Source organism: Rhizobium sp. R693, from assembly GCF_002211315.1.
GTDB lineage: Bacteria > Pseudomonadota > Alphaproteobacteria > Rhizobiales > Rhizobiaceae > Rhizobium.
In genome coordinates this window covers 39,005-53,056 of sequence record NZ_LOKY01000001.1, presented here as the reverse complement: position 1 = coordinate 53,056, position 14,052 = coordinate 39,005, and the positions used below count along the sequence as shown (strand labels likewise).

Genomic DNA, 14,052 nt, shown 5'->3' with positions numbered 1-14,052 from the left:
TCAGAACGCGATAGCCTTGTCCCATATGACCGGGAGGTTAGTGCCATGAGCATCAAGACCGTCATGTGTGTCTTCAGCGTCGACCGCTGGGACCAGGACATCAAGTCTGCCATTGAGTTCTGCGAAGCGCAGGGAGCGCACATGACCGCGATGGTAATCTGTATGTGTTCCGTTCCGCCAGTCTCCGTCTACCCCGTGACGATCACCTGGCTCGACGAGCAGCAGAGCCAGATCGATCGTCTCGCCGAAGAAGCGGACGCCATTCAGAAGATACTGGAAAGCACAGAACTGTCCTTCGACATAGAGGAAGTCTACACGGAATTCGCGTGGGCAGACGATGACATTGCGCAGCATGCCTTCTACGCCGACCTCGTTCTGGTCGGAGCCCAAGCTGCCGGCGATGAGGATCTCCAACGTAGGATCATCGACGGGGCCCTGTTCCAATCTCCGACACCAATCCTCGTCAACCCCCGCATGCAGGCGGTCGCGTCATTTCCGAAGTCCATACTTCTCGCTTGGGATTCCAGCGGCGAGGCGGCGCGTGCCACCCGCCAATCCCTGGAATTTCTCAAAGGCTGCGACGCGGTGCACGTGACGCTCGTAGATCCTGTCGCCAGGAGCTATAAGAACGGCGAAGAGCCGGGCGCCGATATTGCGATGTTTCTCACTCGGCATGGCGTGAAAGTGGACGTCGACCAGCTGGCAAGCGGCGGGCGGCGTGTGGACGAGGCCCTGCTGCAACATGCGAAAGACGTCGCTGCCGACATGATCGTCATGGGTGCCTACAACCATCCACGGCTCCAGCAGCGGCTTTTCGGCGGCGTTACGCGCTTCATGCTGAAGAATTGCAATGTCCCCCTTTTCCTATCGCATTGACGAGGCAGCCGGACGCGAATTCTTTCGCGATCATTGAGAACGACATCAAGTTCCCTTCATCAGGGAGCAAACCTGCCGCGAGCCTCTCCGCTGCGCGAAGCGACCGCCATGAAACCGCCGATACGCATACGCCACCCACGAGCTACCGGAGCCATCGCAAGCGAGATCACCGAAGGCATATGCGGCGACGGCTTCTGATCGCCTCGCACCGCGCTCTTGGTGAACGCAACCAGCCTCGTCGAAAGTGGCGGCCTGAAAGCGGTTGTCAGCGATCTCGATCCTGCGTGAGGCAAATCGATACGACGTGAGAAGCACGACCTTTTACGCGTCAGCTAAACAGGATGAAGGCGAGGTGCTTTGCTAATGGTGCTGCGCCTTGATGTAGGCCACGAGATCAGCAATCTCTGAGCGTGTCAGTGAGAGGTTGGGCATTCGTGAGTGCTGGGGAGATGTCAAGAAGTCCGACAATCGCGTCTCGTTGAAGTGCTCGGATCCGCCAATCTGAGCGAAAGTTGGCACGGAATCCGAGCCACGAACCTGTCCGGGAGCAACGACGTGGCATTCACCACACCAGCGTAGAGCGATGCCGCGTCCGCGCTCAAGATCGGCCGTAACGCCCTCATCAAAGAACGCCAAAACGAGAGCAACGGCGAGCGCCCCTGATAAAATGCCTGTTCGGGTCATGGGTCGCGCTTTCCTCCGCTTGGCTCGTCGAGCGAGGCAATACTTCGTGAAACCAGCTATCCATCGGCACCTTGCTGGGCGCCGAGGACCGCTTGAACTCCCTGAAAACTTTACAGAGAGTTGGCCCAGACATCTTTGATGCTAATCAATGCATTTGCGCTCTTGTCCGGTTTCGGACCCGAACATCATAAAAAGGGGCCGCATACGGCTGGCTGCGCATTTCGGCGAGGCTGGAATCGATTGCCAGTTGATGCCGGCAGTCGGCCCCTCAGACTGCGAATTTTTGACCTGAAGCGCGCTAGCGCTAGCGCGAGCTTTGTCTGGTCCTGGGCCGCGGCTTTTCTATGTTCGCATACTCTGGCCGCTGAGCCCCAGGTGATGGGTATTTTGCACGTGGCATCGATGGTGTTGGCGATGACTGGATGAACGATCGCGGCGTACCAATGCTCCACGGGTATTGGCGCCGATCCTCAATCGCTTCTCGTATGTCCTTCGAAGATCGCGACGCTTATCGCCGTTGAGCTTCTCCCGGCCGCGGTCGATAGATCGGCAGGTCACCTCTGGCGAGCACTTGAGGGCCTTCGGACGTCGGCCCTTGCCGCGCGTCTGGGCAAGGGTGGCATGAACTTTGGGTCACGACGATAGGCAAGAAGCCCTTGCGACAGGCTTTGTGTCGGTCTCTGCCAAGTCGCCATCGCCTCGTCGACAGCAGCTGCAGCGTTGCAATCCGCGGCATGCCGCGGCGGGTCTGTCACAGACAGTCACAAACTGAGACCAATTGGCACGGAAGTGGCATCGGGATGTGACATTGCGATCGTCTACTGCAAACTTCATGATTGCAGGGAGCATATCATGTTCGCGAACAGTCTCAATGTCCGACCCCTGTATGCAGAAGCCAACCCGGTAGGCGAGCAACGCGGCCTCGGCGCGCTTTTCGACCATAGTCCGTTAGAGCGCGCGACGGCGGGACAGATCGTATTTTTTGAAGGCGACCCTGCCCTCCATGTTTTTGCCATCCGCGAGGGCAACCTGCGAATCTGTCGGCAGCTTCACGACGGACGTCGCGTAATTACGGGTTTTCTTGCGAAGGGCGACATCGTCGGGGTCTCCTTCAAGAATCGCTATCTCTATAGTGCCGAAGTATTGGACGATGTCGCGTTCCAGCGGCAGACTAAGGTGGCATTCGAGAAGCAACTTCTCGCCCGCCCGGATTTGCGACCCGTACTACTCTCCCAACTTTGCGACGAGGTGGCAGCAGCGCAAGATCAGATGGTGCTGTTGTCATGCAAGAGCGCCGAAGAACGTTTGTGCAGTTTCCTCTTGGCCCGGTTGCAGAAAAGCATGGCTCAAGGTGGTGAAGCAAACGTGGTCAATCTGCCCATGACCAGGCTTGATATCGCCGACTATCTGGGCCTGACGATCGAGACAGTCTCGCGCACGGTTACGAAGCTGGCGGGGCAGGGTATTTTATCGGCCGGCCGCAGGCATGAAATTCTGGTGCTGAAGAAGTCGGCACTTGTGCAGCGGGCCGGCGAAGACGAAACGGACGATGATGACAGCCTCGAGGGTATGCAAGAGTACTATCATCACTAGAAGGCAAGCCGCGACAAACATTGCGATACCCCCTTTGGCCGGATCAACCAGGGTCGCGGCAGCCTCAATGATTGTAAGCCTCCAACCGCGTTTCGATTTCATGGACAGGCATCTTCGTGAAGTCTTTGGCGATTTCTCCGACAATTACATTCTTGGGGGCGGACGTAAGGCTTGCTCGCAGAATGCCCAGCGCGCGAGGAGGGGCAACCAGTAGCAACCGCTGCAGGGCGCCCCGGGCAATGTCTTTCTCCACTTCCCTCGCCACGCCGAGGAGGAAATTCTGTTCATCGCGCTCGTGCAGGTCCGGCGTCTCGACAGCGCTCCGCGCGCCGCCGGCCGTTCCGTAGACGCGACCTGGCCGATCGTCTCCCAGGTCGCGCGTCGGTGCGCCCTCGTTGCTCGTCGTGCGGATTTCGACGAGGTTCAAGTTTTGCGCGTCTCCATCGTTGCATAAAAGGAGCGCCTTTGACCCATCGCAAACAAGGATCCAGTCCTTCGCGCGAATCCGTATTTTATTCATTTTCGTCGTCCTCCTTCACAAAGGCAGGCAAAAATGCGGGATCGCATGACCTGCCTCTTGACTTGACAGACCCAATCTATGGTTTGGCCGGACGGCCTGCATTGCACTGGATCAAACTTGCCTCCTTTGCTCGCGGTCGCCAGAAATCTTGATGCTTGCGCCTGCGGGCAGGCGGCGACCCGTCTCGATCGTCGTCGGCCACCGGTGACAGGTCCGGACGGTGCCGAGACAAGGGATGCTCCCTTTGGTGTCGCCAGTCTCCAAGGGTGATTTGGCATCCGACATCAAATCCGTCCGATGGTTTATCGCTTGACGACGAAGAAGCTTCTGTGACCGTCCCTGAAGATGCCGAGAAGCAGAAGGTCTGTCGAAGCCTTCGATAGCTCGACCACCATCTCGGGTGTCGTTGCGTTCGTCTGATTAACGCTGGTGACGATGTCGCCGGGCTGCAAGCCGGCAGCGGCAGCCGGGCTATTGTCTGAAATCGAGGATATCACGGCACCTTGGACCTTTCCGAACGCCTCGGATGCGGCATCAAGGGTTTGCAGCGTTACCAGATCGAGCAACCCCTTTCCTTCGACATAGTCGACAGTTTCGACCGGAGGCTCTGCCGCGGCGGCGGCGGCGAGCGTCGCTTCAACCTCGACATTGCCGCTACGTCGCAGAAGCGTGAGCTCGACGACCGTTTCTGGCGCAAGAGCCGATATGCGCGCCCGTAGCTGGGTTGATCCCGAGATTGGAACTTCGTCGAGCGCAGCGATGACGTCACCAACAACGATGCCGGCCTTGGCAGCGGGGGATTGAGGGCGCACTTCGTTTACCAAGGCTCCCGTCGAGGTGCTCACTCCAAGGGCCTTTGCAAAATCTGCACTGTTGTCTTGAACCTGCACTCCAAGCTGGCCGCGCCGGATCTCCCCCTGCGCAACGAGCTGCCGCATGATCGCGCTTGCCGTATTGATCGGGACTGCAAATCCGATCCCTATGTTTGCTCCCGATGGTCCAAGGATCGCGGTGTTGATGCCCACCACCTTGCCCTCAAGGTTGACGAGGGCGCCTCCGGAATTGCCAGGGTTCAAGGATGCATCGGTCTGGATGAAGCCCTCCTCGGACACCAACCCCAGCCCCGATCTGTCGAGCGCGCTGACGATGCCGAACGTCGCCGACTTCCCCAGGCCGTATGGAGTACCGATAGCGACCACATAGTCGCCGACTTTCAACGAAGCGGAATCTCCCAGCACTGCCTGGCTCAGTCCGACCGCCCTGATTCTTATGACAGCCAGATCGGTCTGGGCGTCGGCGCCGACAGCGATCGCGTCATAACTTTCACCACTGGCAATCGTCACTTTGATGGACGTTGCGCCCTCGATCACGTGATTGTTCGTGAGGATGTAGCCATTGCGCGCATCCGTTATGACCCCGGTTCCTGCCGTCTCCGAGATCTGACCTGCAACCGTATCGCTCGGGGACAATTTGTTTTGCGCGCCGGGCGTCAGGTAGAGGGTGTCGTCCTGCTCGTCGCTCGATTTTCCGCGCACGGATATGCTGACGACCGTTGGGATGACACGGCTGAGCATCGGTGCCAGCGACGGGGTTACCGATTGTCCTGCGTCGGCCGCCTCGAGGGACCCGATGGCGAGCCCGAGTGCGCCAATGACAAATGCCATGCTCCTCAAGCCATCAAGGAAATTGCTGCCAGCCATGCCTCGCCTCCTTTGTCACCAGCGTGTGCAGGACCAGATTGTGGAGAAGGAGTTTGAGCGCATTGATTAAGCGCAAATTTGCCGGAAATTGCGCAAGACTGGCGGCTCTACAAGAGGCGGGCGGGCCGCTCTGACAGAGCAGGAGTTACCATCTTGGTTCCGGCGGATGGTCACCATTTCAGGGCGCACACCGGAGAAAGCCCGCGACCGTCAAACTCGCCACAACACAGAACAGACGCGACACCACATTTCCTCGTGGAAAAAGTCCCGTCAGAGCAATCATTTGGCGATAAAATCTAAATTGCAATGTGAATGTATGGATTGCGATCTAGCGGTGGAGGGACACGGGTTTTGGGTGCTGATCGGCGAAAATTATCTCGAAGACGTGCCCCAGCCTGGAAGTGGATTGGCGAAGCGAGCCCCGGTGCAGTTCTGCTATCCGTCTGACGATCTTCAAACCGATGCCCAGACTGTCACTGCAAGAGGACGCGCTGGCTCGCCCCCGCAGACCACCTGGATGGCGATCCTCGACACGAACCATATTGCTGCCTGCATATACGACGATACCAGTGCCAGACGGCGTATGACGCACGGCATTTTCGACAAGATTGCGCAGGGCATCCTTCAGTAGCGTCGGTGCTCCCTGAATAAAGGCGGTTTCGACTTGGGGGCAGAACTCCAGAGAATGGTTGTTCTCATAGACCCATGGCGCAAGTTGTTCGACGACTGAGGACGAAAGTGCGACGAGGTCGACGGCCTCGAAGATCCCATGGTCGAAGCTGTCAAGTCGGGCCAGAGCCGTCAGCTCGGCGACGAATCGTACGAGGTCATCCAGATCGGCTTCGGCCTTTCGCGCCCGTGGATGGTCGATGTTTCCGAGCTCAAGCTTTATTGCCGCAAGTGGCGTGCGGATTTCGTGAGCTATGCCTGATGTAAGAACCTTCTGTGACGTCATCAGCTCACCGACGCGCTCGAAAGCGCGATTTATTGCAATGGCCAGATGGGCAACCTCGCGCGGCATCTCGTCGAAATTCAGGTGCGAACGTGCGTCCATCGGATCGATGTTGTCAGCCGCGTCAGCTGCGGCACGCACCGGCTTCAGTGCCTGTCGCACCGAGAGCAGGGTCGCACCGAGAACCAGGACAAGCAGGATGCTCATTGGCACCAGCATATGCTCGATGACTTCCTTCCAGAAGACTGAGGAAACGACATTTTGGGGATCGTCGATTGTTGCGACGTCGACGACGAACCGTCGATTTCCAACCGCGAACGCGCGGCCGCCGACCAGGGTCAACGGTTTTCCGGGCTTCAGCGATCTCAGCCAAAAATCCGGCGGATTGACATCGGCTGGGAGAAACCGGCTTTCGCAGGCGTCGTCGCAGGACTCAAACACAAGTGCACCAGTCGCATCGCGTATTCTCGCAACGTAGCCCGACGCTTTCTGCTGATAACGCTCCTTGACACTGTCAGGAAGCTGGTATCGGACGCCTTTCCCATCCACGGTTATGCCAGAGGCCAGACGCTCGGTTTCCTGCTCGACAAACAGACGCGATAGCTCGCCGACATTCCAGTAGTAGTCGGAGAAAATCACGAAGAGTTGCAGGACCATTGCGAGCACCGCAAAAAACGCAATCCGTCTGGTCAGGATTTTCCCGAGGGTAGGATGTGAGCGGCTCACGCGCTCTCCTCTCGCATCATGTAGCCGACGCCTCGGACGGTTTCGATCGAAGAGCCGGTCGGATGCCCTTCAAGCTTCTTGCGTAACCTCGAGATCGCCAGCTCGACAGCATTGCTGCTTCTTTCGTCGCCGAATTCCGAAAATGCATGTTCAATCCTGACCTTGGAGACCACCTTGCCGCCATTGCGCATCAGAAGTTCGAGCAGGTCCTTTTCCGAAGGGGCGAGCGCGATTTCGGCGCCGGCGCACGTCACACGTCGCGAAGCGATATTAAGTTGGAGGTCGGCGAACTCCAATGTCGGCATCATGGTGAGGGGAGCCCGTCGCATCAGCGCTCGAATGCGCGCGATGAGTTCGCCATTGTGGAAGGGCTTGGCAAGGTAGTCATCTGCGCCTGCATCCAGACCAACGATACGCTCATCGATCGCACCGCGCGCCGTCAGCACGAGAACGGGCGTCTGAACCTTTGCACTTCGCAGTGATTTTAGGACATCGATCCCGTCCTCATCGGGCAGGCCGAGATCAAGAAGGAGAAGATCGTAGTCTGCGCCCTTAAGCGCGAGACGTCCTTCCTGCGCGGTCGCGAAGGCGTCGATTTTCCAACCGGCGCTCCTGACGGCTTCGCAAAGCAGGTCGCGAAGCCGCGAGCTGTCCTCGATCAGCAGAATTCTCATGCTTTCTTCCGACCAGTAACCATCGACCAGACCAGATTTTCCCTGTGCCTCCAACTTTCGACGACGGCGGCACCGGCATGGATGGAAGCGAGGACCATGATGCTGTTGGCGATTGCGCCATGCAATTCTTCCAGCCACTTTTCTCCCCAGAAGGCGTCAAGCGTCGTCATCCAGCCCGTCAGCGCCGTTGCCGCCAGCAATGCCATTAGGCTGAGCATCATGACCGAAGCCAAAGGGTTGTGGCCGATGTAGCGCTTTTCGTTGCGATCAAGGATATCCTGGATGTGGTCCATTACCTTCGAAGGCGTTGGCAGGAAATCATCGAAGCGGGAGTGTTTCGTGCCGATGAATCCCCAGACAATACGGACGGCGATGGCGGTGACAACGACGTATCCTGTGACGCGGTGCCAATACTTTCCCTCCTCAAGCACGAAGAGATTGAGCATGCATGCCATAACCACCGTCCAGTGAAACAACCGGACGACAGGATCCCACACCTTGATCGTGCGCAGGGCAGTGGTGGAGGGCGCTAAGCCCTCCTTTTGCGATGAGACCATCGTCATCTCAATCTCCCTTCTGGACAACGGCGCCAGAAACGGGGTTGAAATAGACCTCGGCGCGAGCGCCGTCTTTGTCCTTGCCGTAGATTTCGTAGCAATTGCCCGTCACCTCGAACGTCTTGACCTTGTAGCCCATGGCGTCGATCTTCGCCTTCATGGCTTCTTCGCTCATCCATTTGGACTTCGGTTCACCGGTGCAGCTCGGGCTTGCGAGCGCCAGGGCGGGCGTTGCGGAGACAATAGCGATCGCGGCGATAAGTTTCAGCGTCATGAACAATATCCTCTGTTAGCACCCGTTGCGGGCGACAGCGACATCGATAAGGCTGCGAAGCTGTCGGTTTGCTGTCCGATGCTGATGATCTACCCAATACCGTATTGGCCTTTGCGCCAGTGCGGGCGATGCGGTCGCCAGCCCGCGAACGGCAATGCCAGGGCGGCGAGCTTGAAAATTCGACCGCCAGGCCAGGTTCGATCTCGTCGCCGATCTCAGGCCACCAACGTATAACTGAGGCTTCGATAAAGCATGTAGGCGGCAACAACGAAGATCAGGATGGCAAATAGGCTGTTCAAAAGCCCTTTGCGCGGCGAAAGATGGCGGGCGAGATTGGCGCCAACCAATCCTCCGATCACGCCGCCGGCGATGAAGACGGCTGCGAGCAACCAGTCTACATAACCGGACAGCGCATAGTTGAGCGCAGTCGTCAATCCGAATGCCGTGACGGCGACGAGTGATGATCCGATCGCCAAAAGGATCGGCATCCCGGTCGAAGCGATCAGGCCCGGAACGATCAGGAAGCCACCACCAATACCGAAGAAGCCGGAAAACACACCGGTCAGTCCGCCAAATCCGACGACCTTGTGAATGTTGTCTCGTGAGCATTGCGCTTGCTCGTCGCCTTCGTCCGTGCGCTTGCGCAGCATCAGGAAGCCGACGACGAGCATGAGAAATGCGAAGAATACAAGCAGCTTCTGTCCGTCGATCATCTTGCCCACCGTCGATCCGACGAAGGCGCCTGCGATGCCCGCGACACTGTAGAGGGCCGCGCATCGCCATTTGACATTGCCGAGCTTCGCATGCCCGAGGAGGTTTGCGAACGCATTTGCGGCCACTGCAAAGGCGCTCGTCCCGATTGCCAGGTGAGCGCTCGGAACGCCGACGAAGTAGACCATGAGGGGAACGGCAAGGATCGAGCCGCCCCCGCCGAACATCCCAAGCGTGAAGCCTACAAGTCCGCCGGAAACGGCCCCAAGTATATATTGCATTGGATCGAGGTACATGGCGATGGTTTCGGGCCGCCGCGCGGCCTCCTCATGCTCAATTAAGGCGAAGCGGCGCGCTTTGCCCGGATTGGGCTTTGCGGTAGGCGAACATGCCGGCAATCATGGCCACAGCGAACAGAACGGTCTCCCAACGGCCGATGACGAGTGATGCGATCGCTGGGCCGGGGCAGAGACCGACCAGGCCCCATCCCAAGCCGAAGAGAACTGCGCCGGAAACGAGCCTGGCGTCTATGGAGCGGCTGGTCGGAACATGAAATTCCGTATCGAAGACAGGGCGTGAGCGATATTGCTTGATCGCATAGGCTAACGACGACGGGATCAATGCGCCGCCCATGACGAAGGCGAGGGACGGATCCCAGTCTCCGGCGACGTCGAGGAAGGCGAGCACGCGAGCCGGGTTGATCATGTCCGATACGACCAAGCCAATGCCGAAGAGAATGCCGCAGAAGATCGAAGCAAGGATACGGTTGGTCATCACAGCCCTCCGATCAGATGGCGCATCAGGTAGACAGTCGCTGCCGCAACAGCCATGAAAGTCGCCGTGGCAACGAGCGAACGCGGCGACAATCTTGCCAGACCGCAGACGCCGTGACCGCTGGTACAGCCCGAGCCCAATCGTGTGCCGAAGCCGACGAGCAAGCCGCCGGCAATCAGAAGCATCGGCGACGATACGATCGTCAACTCGGCATGCCGAATATATGTGAATGCGATGGCGGCGCCGCCGACGATCCCGCCAATGAAGCCGATGCCCAGAGGACTGACGCCCGCACCCGTCCAGCCGAAGGCAGAGGCGGTCAAGCCGGATATGCCTGCGATGCGGCCGTCGAGTAGCAGGTAAAATGCTGCTGACAGGCCGATCAGAAGGCCGCCGGAAAGCGGCCAGATGTAGTTCAAGTGAGCCATGTGTGCCTACAGTGCGTTGATGGGAATCTTCAGATAGTGAATGCCATTGTCCTCGGCCGGCGGCAGCTTGCCCCCACGCATGTTCACCTGCACCGAGGGGAGGATCAGCTTCGGCATGGCCAGAGTGGCATCGCGATCGTTGCGCATCTTGACGAACTCGTCTTCGGTCACTCCCTCATGCACGTGGATGTTGCCTGCGCGTTCGGCGCCGATGGTCGTCTCCCAGGCGTAGTCGTCGCGATCCGATGCCTTGTAATCGTGGCAGATGAACATGCGCGCCTCGTCGGGAAGCTGGGTCAGGCGCTTGATGGAGCGATAGAGCACACGTGCGTCGCCGCCGGGAAAGTCGCAGCGCGCGGTTCCGTAGTCGGGCATGAACAGAGTGTCGCCGGGAAAGACGGCGTCACCGATGACGTAGGCCAGACAGGCGGGTGTGTGGCCGGGAACGTGAAGAACCGTCGCATCCAGCTTGCCAATCTTGAAGCGGTCGCCGTCCTGGAAAAGCTGGTCGAACTGGCTGCCGTCTCTTTGAAATTCCGTGCCGGCATTGAAGATTTTGCCGAAGACCTCCTGGACGCGAACGATCTCGCGGCCGATGGCGAGCTGGCCGCCGAGTTCAGCTTGCAGGAGCGGCGCCGCCGACAAGTGGTCGGCATGGGCATGTGTCTCGAGAAGCCAGTGAACTTCCAGACTTTGTGATCTTACGTAGTCGATAAGGGCGCGAGCAGATGAGTGCGTCGTTCGCCCGGATGCCGGATCATAGTCGAGCACACTGTCGATGATGGCACAGGCCTTCGAGTTCGGATCGCGGACGACATGGCTGACCGTAAAGGTCGCTGGGTCGAAGAACGATCGAACGGCAGGCCGCTTGGAATGATCCTGAAGAGCTTGTCGGACTATCCCGGAAGCGTGTGAAAGGTGGGTGTCGATAGCCAAACTAGGCATAATCTTCTCCGTTTGATATCGCTAAAATACATATTTACATTAAATGTGCAAGTGTGTATTTTGATGTCTGGCGGCTTTGCTATGTTTGCCGGCGGACAAAGTTTGGAAGGGACGCGATGACTGAAAATTTGGCGGCCGCGCCAGCGGCCTTGCGGATCAATGACAAGGCACCTGGTTTTGCCGCCCGCTCGACTGCCGGGGAAGTGTCCCTCTCGAGCTATCGAGGACGATGGCTCTTGTTCTTCTCTCACCCGGCTGACTTCACCTCGGTATGCACCAGCGAGTTCATCGCGCTCGCTCGCGCCCATGAGAGCTTTTCTAAACTGAACTGCGATCTGCTTGGTCTGTCGGTCGACAGCCTTTATGCGCACGTCGCCTGGCTGCGTGACATTGAACGGAGCTTCGGCGTCAAGGTGGCGTTCCCCCTGATCGAAGATTCGGCGATGGTGATCGCCAAAGCCTACGGGATGCTGGACAATTCTGCCGACAGTAGCGCGACGGTGCGCGCGACCTACGTGATCGATCCGAAAGGTGTCATTCGCGCAATCGTTTGGTATCCGATGAACGTCGGCAGATCGGTTGGCGAACTGTTGCGTCTTGTCGAGGCGTTGCAGACGTCGGAAAGGGAAGGGGCTCTCGCTCCGGAAGGGTGGACACATGGGGATGCGCTGCTTGAGCCGGCTGCCGCTTCAATGGAGGACGCCTGTAAACCTTACGAAGGCCAATCCTGGTACTATCGGGAACGGCGCGGATGAGTAGCGCTCTGTCTTTTGAAGAAATGCAGGACAAGGCGGTTGAGGCTGCCGATTTCATGCGGCTGTTTAGCACGCCGAGTCGGCTGATGCTCCTTTGCTTCATCGCGCAAAGAGAGCGCTCCGTCGGTGAAATCCAGGAGGAGCTGGGTTTCAAGCAGCCGGCGCTTTCGCAACAACTTGCCGACCTTCGCCAGGCGGGTCTGGTCGAGACCCGCCGCCAATCGCGCCAGGTCTACTACTCTATCTGCGATGGGCGCGTCGCGCTCGTCATGAACACGCTGATGCAGATCTTCTGCGAGGCTGCCCCGACAATTGACACGCCCATCGCTCTTACCGGTTCCGTCACACTGCAATCGGGCGGGGATGCTGGATCTGTTATGCTCGGAGAAATGGCGCGCTGGGCGCGACTGGACAAGATGGACTGAATTTGGAGGAAGGCCGGATGCAGAGACCTGTAGCCGATAGGTGTTGGCGCGCGGATCTCTTTTCGAAGCGTCACTCTCCCCTCTCCGGTCCCGTGCTGGCGGCCAAGGGTGCAATTTCGCAGCAGGACTGCAAAGGCATTCTGCACCCGATCCGCCGTTTGCGGCCTGTTCAGCGGCAATGATTCGGAACCGGTGATGACTATGGGCTCTCCAACAGAAACGCAAATCCTTGTTGTCGACGACGATCCGCGCATCCGGCAGATGCTGCAGCGGTACTTCGAACACGAAGGTTACAAGGTCACCTGCGTCGCAAACGGCAGTGAAACGAGATCGGCGCTGAGCGCCAAACCTTTTGACATCGTGCTTCTTGACCTCGTCCTTCCTGACCAGGACGGGATAGATCTGGCCCGAGAAATACGAAGGGTCTCCAACGTACCGATCATGATACTAACGGGACGCGGGGACGTCGTTGACTGCGTGGTCGGCCTTGAGGTCGGCGCCGACGACTATGTCGTAAAGCCCTTCCACCTGCGTGAGGTTCACGCGAGAGTGAAGTCGATCCTGCGCCGCTACCAGACACGCAACAAACCGGCCGCAAACCCAGATCGTGTCTTGGTGTTCGAAGGCTGGCGCCTCGACAGTGACAAGCGAAAGCTTCTTAACCCTGACAATGTCGAGGTGGAGCTTTCCACCGGGGAGTTCGAGATGCTGGACGTTCTTGTCCGGAACGCAGGCCGGGTTCTGAGCAGAGACCTATTGATGGATCTCACGCGACACCGGCAGCGTGGTCCTTTCGACCGCTCGATCGACACGCAGATTTCCCGGTTGAGACGAAAAATCGAAATCGATCCGGCACGACCGAAGCTCATCAAGTCCGTTCGTTCGGTCGGCTACGTCTTTACCGCCAGGCCGGCCTGATCGGTTTTGGACCCACCCGATAAATGAGTCCATGATCCCAGCGGCGAAAAAGATCGGGATCTTCCAGTTCTCGCAGGCTGCCGGGTAGGTTGTTCCAGACGCGCATGAACTGGCATGCAGTTGCCTGGGCCTCAAGCGATGAAAACAGGCTCTCGGCGATCTCATGGTGATCTGCAGCACTAAGGGCGATGAAGATCGGCACATCCATCAGCAAGCCCACCTCCGGGTGCCTCAGAAGCCTGAAGACGGCCAAGCCTCTCACGCGCCCGGCCAGATCGGTAGCGCTGATGCAACGCCAGTTCCGGCTGACGTCGAACACGGCCGCCCAGTCCTTTTCGTCGAAGGTCGGCGCCACGCTGCAGACAAGGGCGAAGGCCGCAAGCTCGTTATCTCGCCGCAATTCGCCGACGACATAGCCGTGTTGCATGGTGTCCTCCCGATACGGGGCAATCGAACGCTATTTGTCCCGCCGATGACATCCCTGTTCATTGTCATAGATCAATGACGACGACTTCGCTTATGCGACGTTTTCTACCAGCG

Annotated in this window: 17 protein-coding genes; 5 read left to right on the top strand and 12 right to left on the bottom strand. The window is 58.5% G+C overall.

The annotated features are described in order from the left end of the window. The first annotated feature begins 45 nt into the window (after nt 1-45). Nucleotides 46-876 carry a universal stress protein gene (locus ATY79_RS00280; protein WP_088702557.1) on the top strand — a complete coding sequence of 277 codons (831 nt, stop codon included), beginning with the start codon at nt 46-48 and terminating at the stop codon, nt 874-876. A gap of 360 nt (nt 877-1,236) precedes the next feature. On the opposite strand, the gene ATY79_RS00275 is transcribed toward ATY79_RS00280, so the two are convergent. Continuing rightward, nucleotides 1,237-1,560, bottom strand: a complete 324-nt coding sequence (locus ATY79_RS00275; protein WP_088702556.1) for a cytochrome c — start codon at nt 1,558-1,560, stop codon at nt 1,237-1,239. Between the two features lie 852 nt (nt 1,561-2,412). On the opposite strand from ATY79_RS00275, the gene ATY79_RS00270 reads away from it, so the two are divergent. Then, the gene (locus ATY79_RS00270; RefSeq protein ID WP_088702555.1) at nt 2,413-3,153 is read left to right on the top strand and encodes a Crp/Fnr family transcriptional regulator; all 741 of its coding nucleotides are present in this window, start codon (nt 2,413-2,415) and stop codon (nt 3,151-3,153) included. 64 nt (nt 3,154-3,217) lie between these two features. Here ATY79_RS00270 and ATY79_RS00265 read toward each other — a convergent pair whose 3' ends face one another. The 10 genes from ATY79_RS00265 to ATY79_RS00220 all read right to left on the bottom strand — a co-directional run bounded on the left by ATY79_RS00265 (nt 3,218) and on the right by ATY79_RS00220 (nt 11,414). Beyond that, nucleotides 3,218-3,673: a host attachment protein gene (locus ATY79_RS00265; protein WP_088702554.1), complete on the bottom strand. Its 456-nt coding sequence runs from the start codon at nt 3,671-3,673 to the stop codon at nt 3,218-3,220. A gap of 302 nt (nt 3,674-3,975) precedes the next feature. Beyond that, the gene (locus ATY79_RS00260; RefSeq protein WP_088702553.1) at nt 3,976-5,373 is read right to left on the bottom strand and encodes a trypsin-like peptidase domain-containing protein; all 1,398 of its coding nucleotides are present in this window, start codon (nt 5,371-5,373) and stop codon (nt 3,976-3,978) included. A 328-nt stretch (nt 5,374-5,701) separates the two neighbouring features. Continuing rightward, on the bottom strand, nt 5,702-7,051 hold the full coding sequence (locus tag ATY79_RS00255; protein WP_088702552.1) for a HAMP domain-containing sensor histidine kinase: 1,350 nt from the start codon (nt 7,049-7,051) through the stop codon (nt 5,702-5,704). Then, nucleotides 7,048-7,725, bottom strand: coding sequence for a response regulator transcription factor (locus ATY79_RS00250; RefSeq protein ID WP_088702551.1), 678 nt, complete (start codon nt 7,723-7,725; stop codon nt 7,048-7,050). Before ATY79_RS00250 ends, ATY79_RS00255 begins: the two co-directional genes overlap by 4 nt. Then, nucleotides 7,722-8,288 (bottom strand): cytochrome b/b6 domain-containing protein, encoded by a 567-nt coding sequence (locus tag ATY79_RS00245; protein WP_088702550.1) that lies wholly within the window; start codon nt 8,286-8,288, stop codon nt 7,722-7,724. The genes ATY79_RS00250 and ATY79_RS00245 overlap by 4 nt, the downstream gene beginning before the upstream one ends. Nucleotide 8,289: 1 nt before the next feature. Continuing rightward, the gene (locus ATY79_RS00240) at nt 8,290-8,556 is read right to left on the bottom strand and encodes a PepSY domain-containing protein (RefSeq protein ID WP_088702549.1); all 267 of its coding nucleotides are present in this window, start codon (nt 8,554-8,556) and stop codon (nt 8,290-8,292) included. A 215-nt stretch (nt 8,557-8,771) separates the two neighbouring features. Continuing rightward, nucleotides 8,772-9,563, bottom strand: coding sequence for a sulfite exporter TauE/SafE family protein (locus ATY79_RS00235; protein ID WP_088702548.1), 792 nt, complete (start codon nt 9,561-9,563; stop codon nt 8,772-8,774). A gap of 37 nt (nt 9,564-9,600) precedes the next feature. Next, nucleotides 9,601-10,041 carry a YeeE/YedE family protein gene (locus tag ATY79_RS00230; protein WP_088702547.1) on the bottom strand — a complete coding sequence of 147 codons (441 nt, stop codon included), beginning with the start codon at nt 10,039-10,041 and terminating at the stop codon, nt 9,601-9,603. Beyond that, nucleotides 10,041-10,469: a YeeE/YedE thiosulfate transporter family protein gene (locus ATY79_RS00225; protein ID WP_088702546.1), complete on the bottom strand. Its 429-nt coding sequence runs from the start codon at nt 10,467-10,469 to the stop codon at nt 10,041-10,043. The genes ATY79_RS00230 and ATY79_RS00225 overlap by 1 nt, the downstream gene beginning before the upstream one ends. 6 nt (nt 10,470-10,475) lie before the next feature. Beyond that, nucleotides 10,476-11,414: an MBL fold metallo-hydrolase gene (locus ATY79_RS00220; protein WP_088702545.1), complete on the bottom strand. Its 939-nt coding sequence runs from the start codon at nt 11,412-11,414 to the stop codon at nt 10,476-10,478. Nucleotides 11,415-11,530: 116 nt separating this feature from the next. Between ATY79_RS00220 and ATY79_RS00215 the strand changes: the two genes are divergently transcribed. The 3 genes from ATY79_RS00215 to ATY79_RS00205 all read left to right on the top strand — a co-directional run bounded on the left by ATY79_RS00215 (nt 11,531) and on the right by ATY79_RS00205 (nt 13,512). Then, entirely contained in the window at nt 11,531-12,169 is a 639-nt protein-coding gene (locus ATY79_RS00215) for a peroxiredoxin (protein ID WP_088702544.1), read from the top strand. Next, nucleotides 12,166-12,594: a metalloregulator ArsR/SmtB family transcription factor gene (locus ATY79_RS00210; RefSeq protein WP_088702543.1), complete on the top strand. Its 429-nt coding sequence runs from the start codon at nt 12,166-12,168 to the stop codon at nt 12,592-12,594. Before ATY79_RS00215 ends, ATY79_RS00210 begins: the two co-directional genes overlap by 4 nt. Before the next feature lie 201 nt (nt 12,595-12,795). After that, nucleotides 12,796-13,512: a response regulator gene (locus ATY79_RS00205; protein ID WP_088702542.1), complete on the top strand. Its 717-nt coding sequence runs from the start codon at nt 12,796-12,798 to the stop codon at nt 13,510-13,512. Here the strand turns inward: ATY79_RS00205 and ATY79_RS00200 are convergent. After that, nucleotides 13,493-13,939 (bottom strand): hypothetical protein, encoded by a 447-nt coding sequence (locus ATY79_RS00200; protein WP_088702541.1) that lies wholly within the window; start codon nt 13,937-13,939, stop codon nt 13,493-13,495. The two genes, ATY79_RS00205 and ATY79_RS00200, sit on opposite strands and share 20 nt — an antisense overlap. Between the last annotated feature and the right edge of the window lie 113 nt (nt 13,940-14,052).

What these genes read in the sequence shown, in the direction of transcription:
- ATY79_RS00240 (WP_088702549.1), bottom strand. Translation starts at nt 8,556, where the DNA reads ATGACGCTGAAACTTATCGCCGCGATCGCTATTGTCTCCGCAACGCCC.
- ATY79_RS00205 (WP_088702542.1), top strand. Translation starts at nt 12,796, where the DNA reads ATGGGCTCTCCAACAGAAACGCAAATCCTTGTTGTCGACGACGATCCG.
- ATY79_RS00215 (WP_088702544.1), top strand. Translation starts at nt 11,531, where the DNA reads ATGACTGAAAATTTGGCGGCCGCGCCAGCGGCCTTGCGGATCAATGAC.
- ATY79_RS00210 (WP_088702543.1), top strand. Translation starts at nt 12,166, where the DNA reads ATGAGTAGCGCTCTGTCTTTTGAAGAAATGCAGGACAAGGCGGTTGAG.
- ATY79_RS00250 (WP_088702551.1), bottom strand. Translation starts at nt 7,725, where the DNA reads ATGAGAATTCTGCTGATCGAGGACAGCTCGCGGCTTCGCGACCTGCTT.
- ATY79_RS00245 (WP_088702550.1), bottom strand. Translation starts at nt 8,288, where the DNA reads ATGACGATGGTCTCATCGCAAAAGGAGGGCTTAGCGCCCTCCACCACT.
- ATY79_RS00265 (WP_088702554.1), bottom strand. Translation starts at nt 3,673, where the DNA reads ATGAATAAAATACGGATTCGCGCGAAGGACTGGATCCTTGTTTGCGAT.
- ATY79_RS00230 (WP_088702547.1), bottom strand. Translation starts at nt 10,041, where the DNA reads ATGACCAACCGTATCCTTGCTTCGATCTTCTGCGGCATTCTCTTCGGC.
- ATY79_RS00280 (WP_088702557.1), top strand. Translation starts at nt 46, where the DNA reads ATGAGCATCAAGACCGTCATGTGTGTCTTCAGCGTCGACCGCTGGGAC.
- ATY79_RS00225 (WP_088702546.1), bottom strand. Translation starts at nt 10,469, where the DNA reads ATGGCTCACTTGAACTACATCTGGCCGCTTTCCGGCGGCCTTCTGATC.
- ATY79_RS00260 (WP_088702553.1), bottom strand. Translation starts at nt 5,373, where the DNA reads ATGGCTGGCAGCAATTTCCTTGATGGCTTGAGGAGCATGGCATTTGTC.
- ATY79_RS00220 (WP_088702545.1), bottom strand. Translation starts at nt 11,414, where the DNA reads ATGCCTAGTTTGGCTATCGACACCCACCTTTCACACGCTTCCGGGATA.
- ATY79_RS00270 (WP_088702555.1), top strand. Translation starts at nt 2,413, where the DNA reads ATGTTCGCGAACAGTCTCAATGTCCGACCCCTGTATGCAGAAGCCAAC.
- ATY79_RS00235 (WP_088702548.1), bottom strand. Translation starts at nt 9,563, where the DNA reads ATGTACCTCGATCCAATGCAATATATACTTGGGGCCGTTTCCGGCGGA.
- ATY79_RS00200 (WP_088702541.1), bottom strand. Translation starts at nt 13,939, where the DNA reads ATGCAACACGGCTATGTCGTCGGCGAATTGCGGCGAGATAACGAGCTT.
- ATY79_RS00275 (WP_088702556.1), bottom strand. Translation starts at nt 1,560, where the DNA reads ATGACCCGAACAGGCATTTTATCAGGGGCGCTCGCCGTTGCTCTCGTT.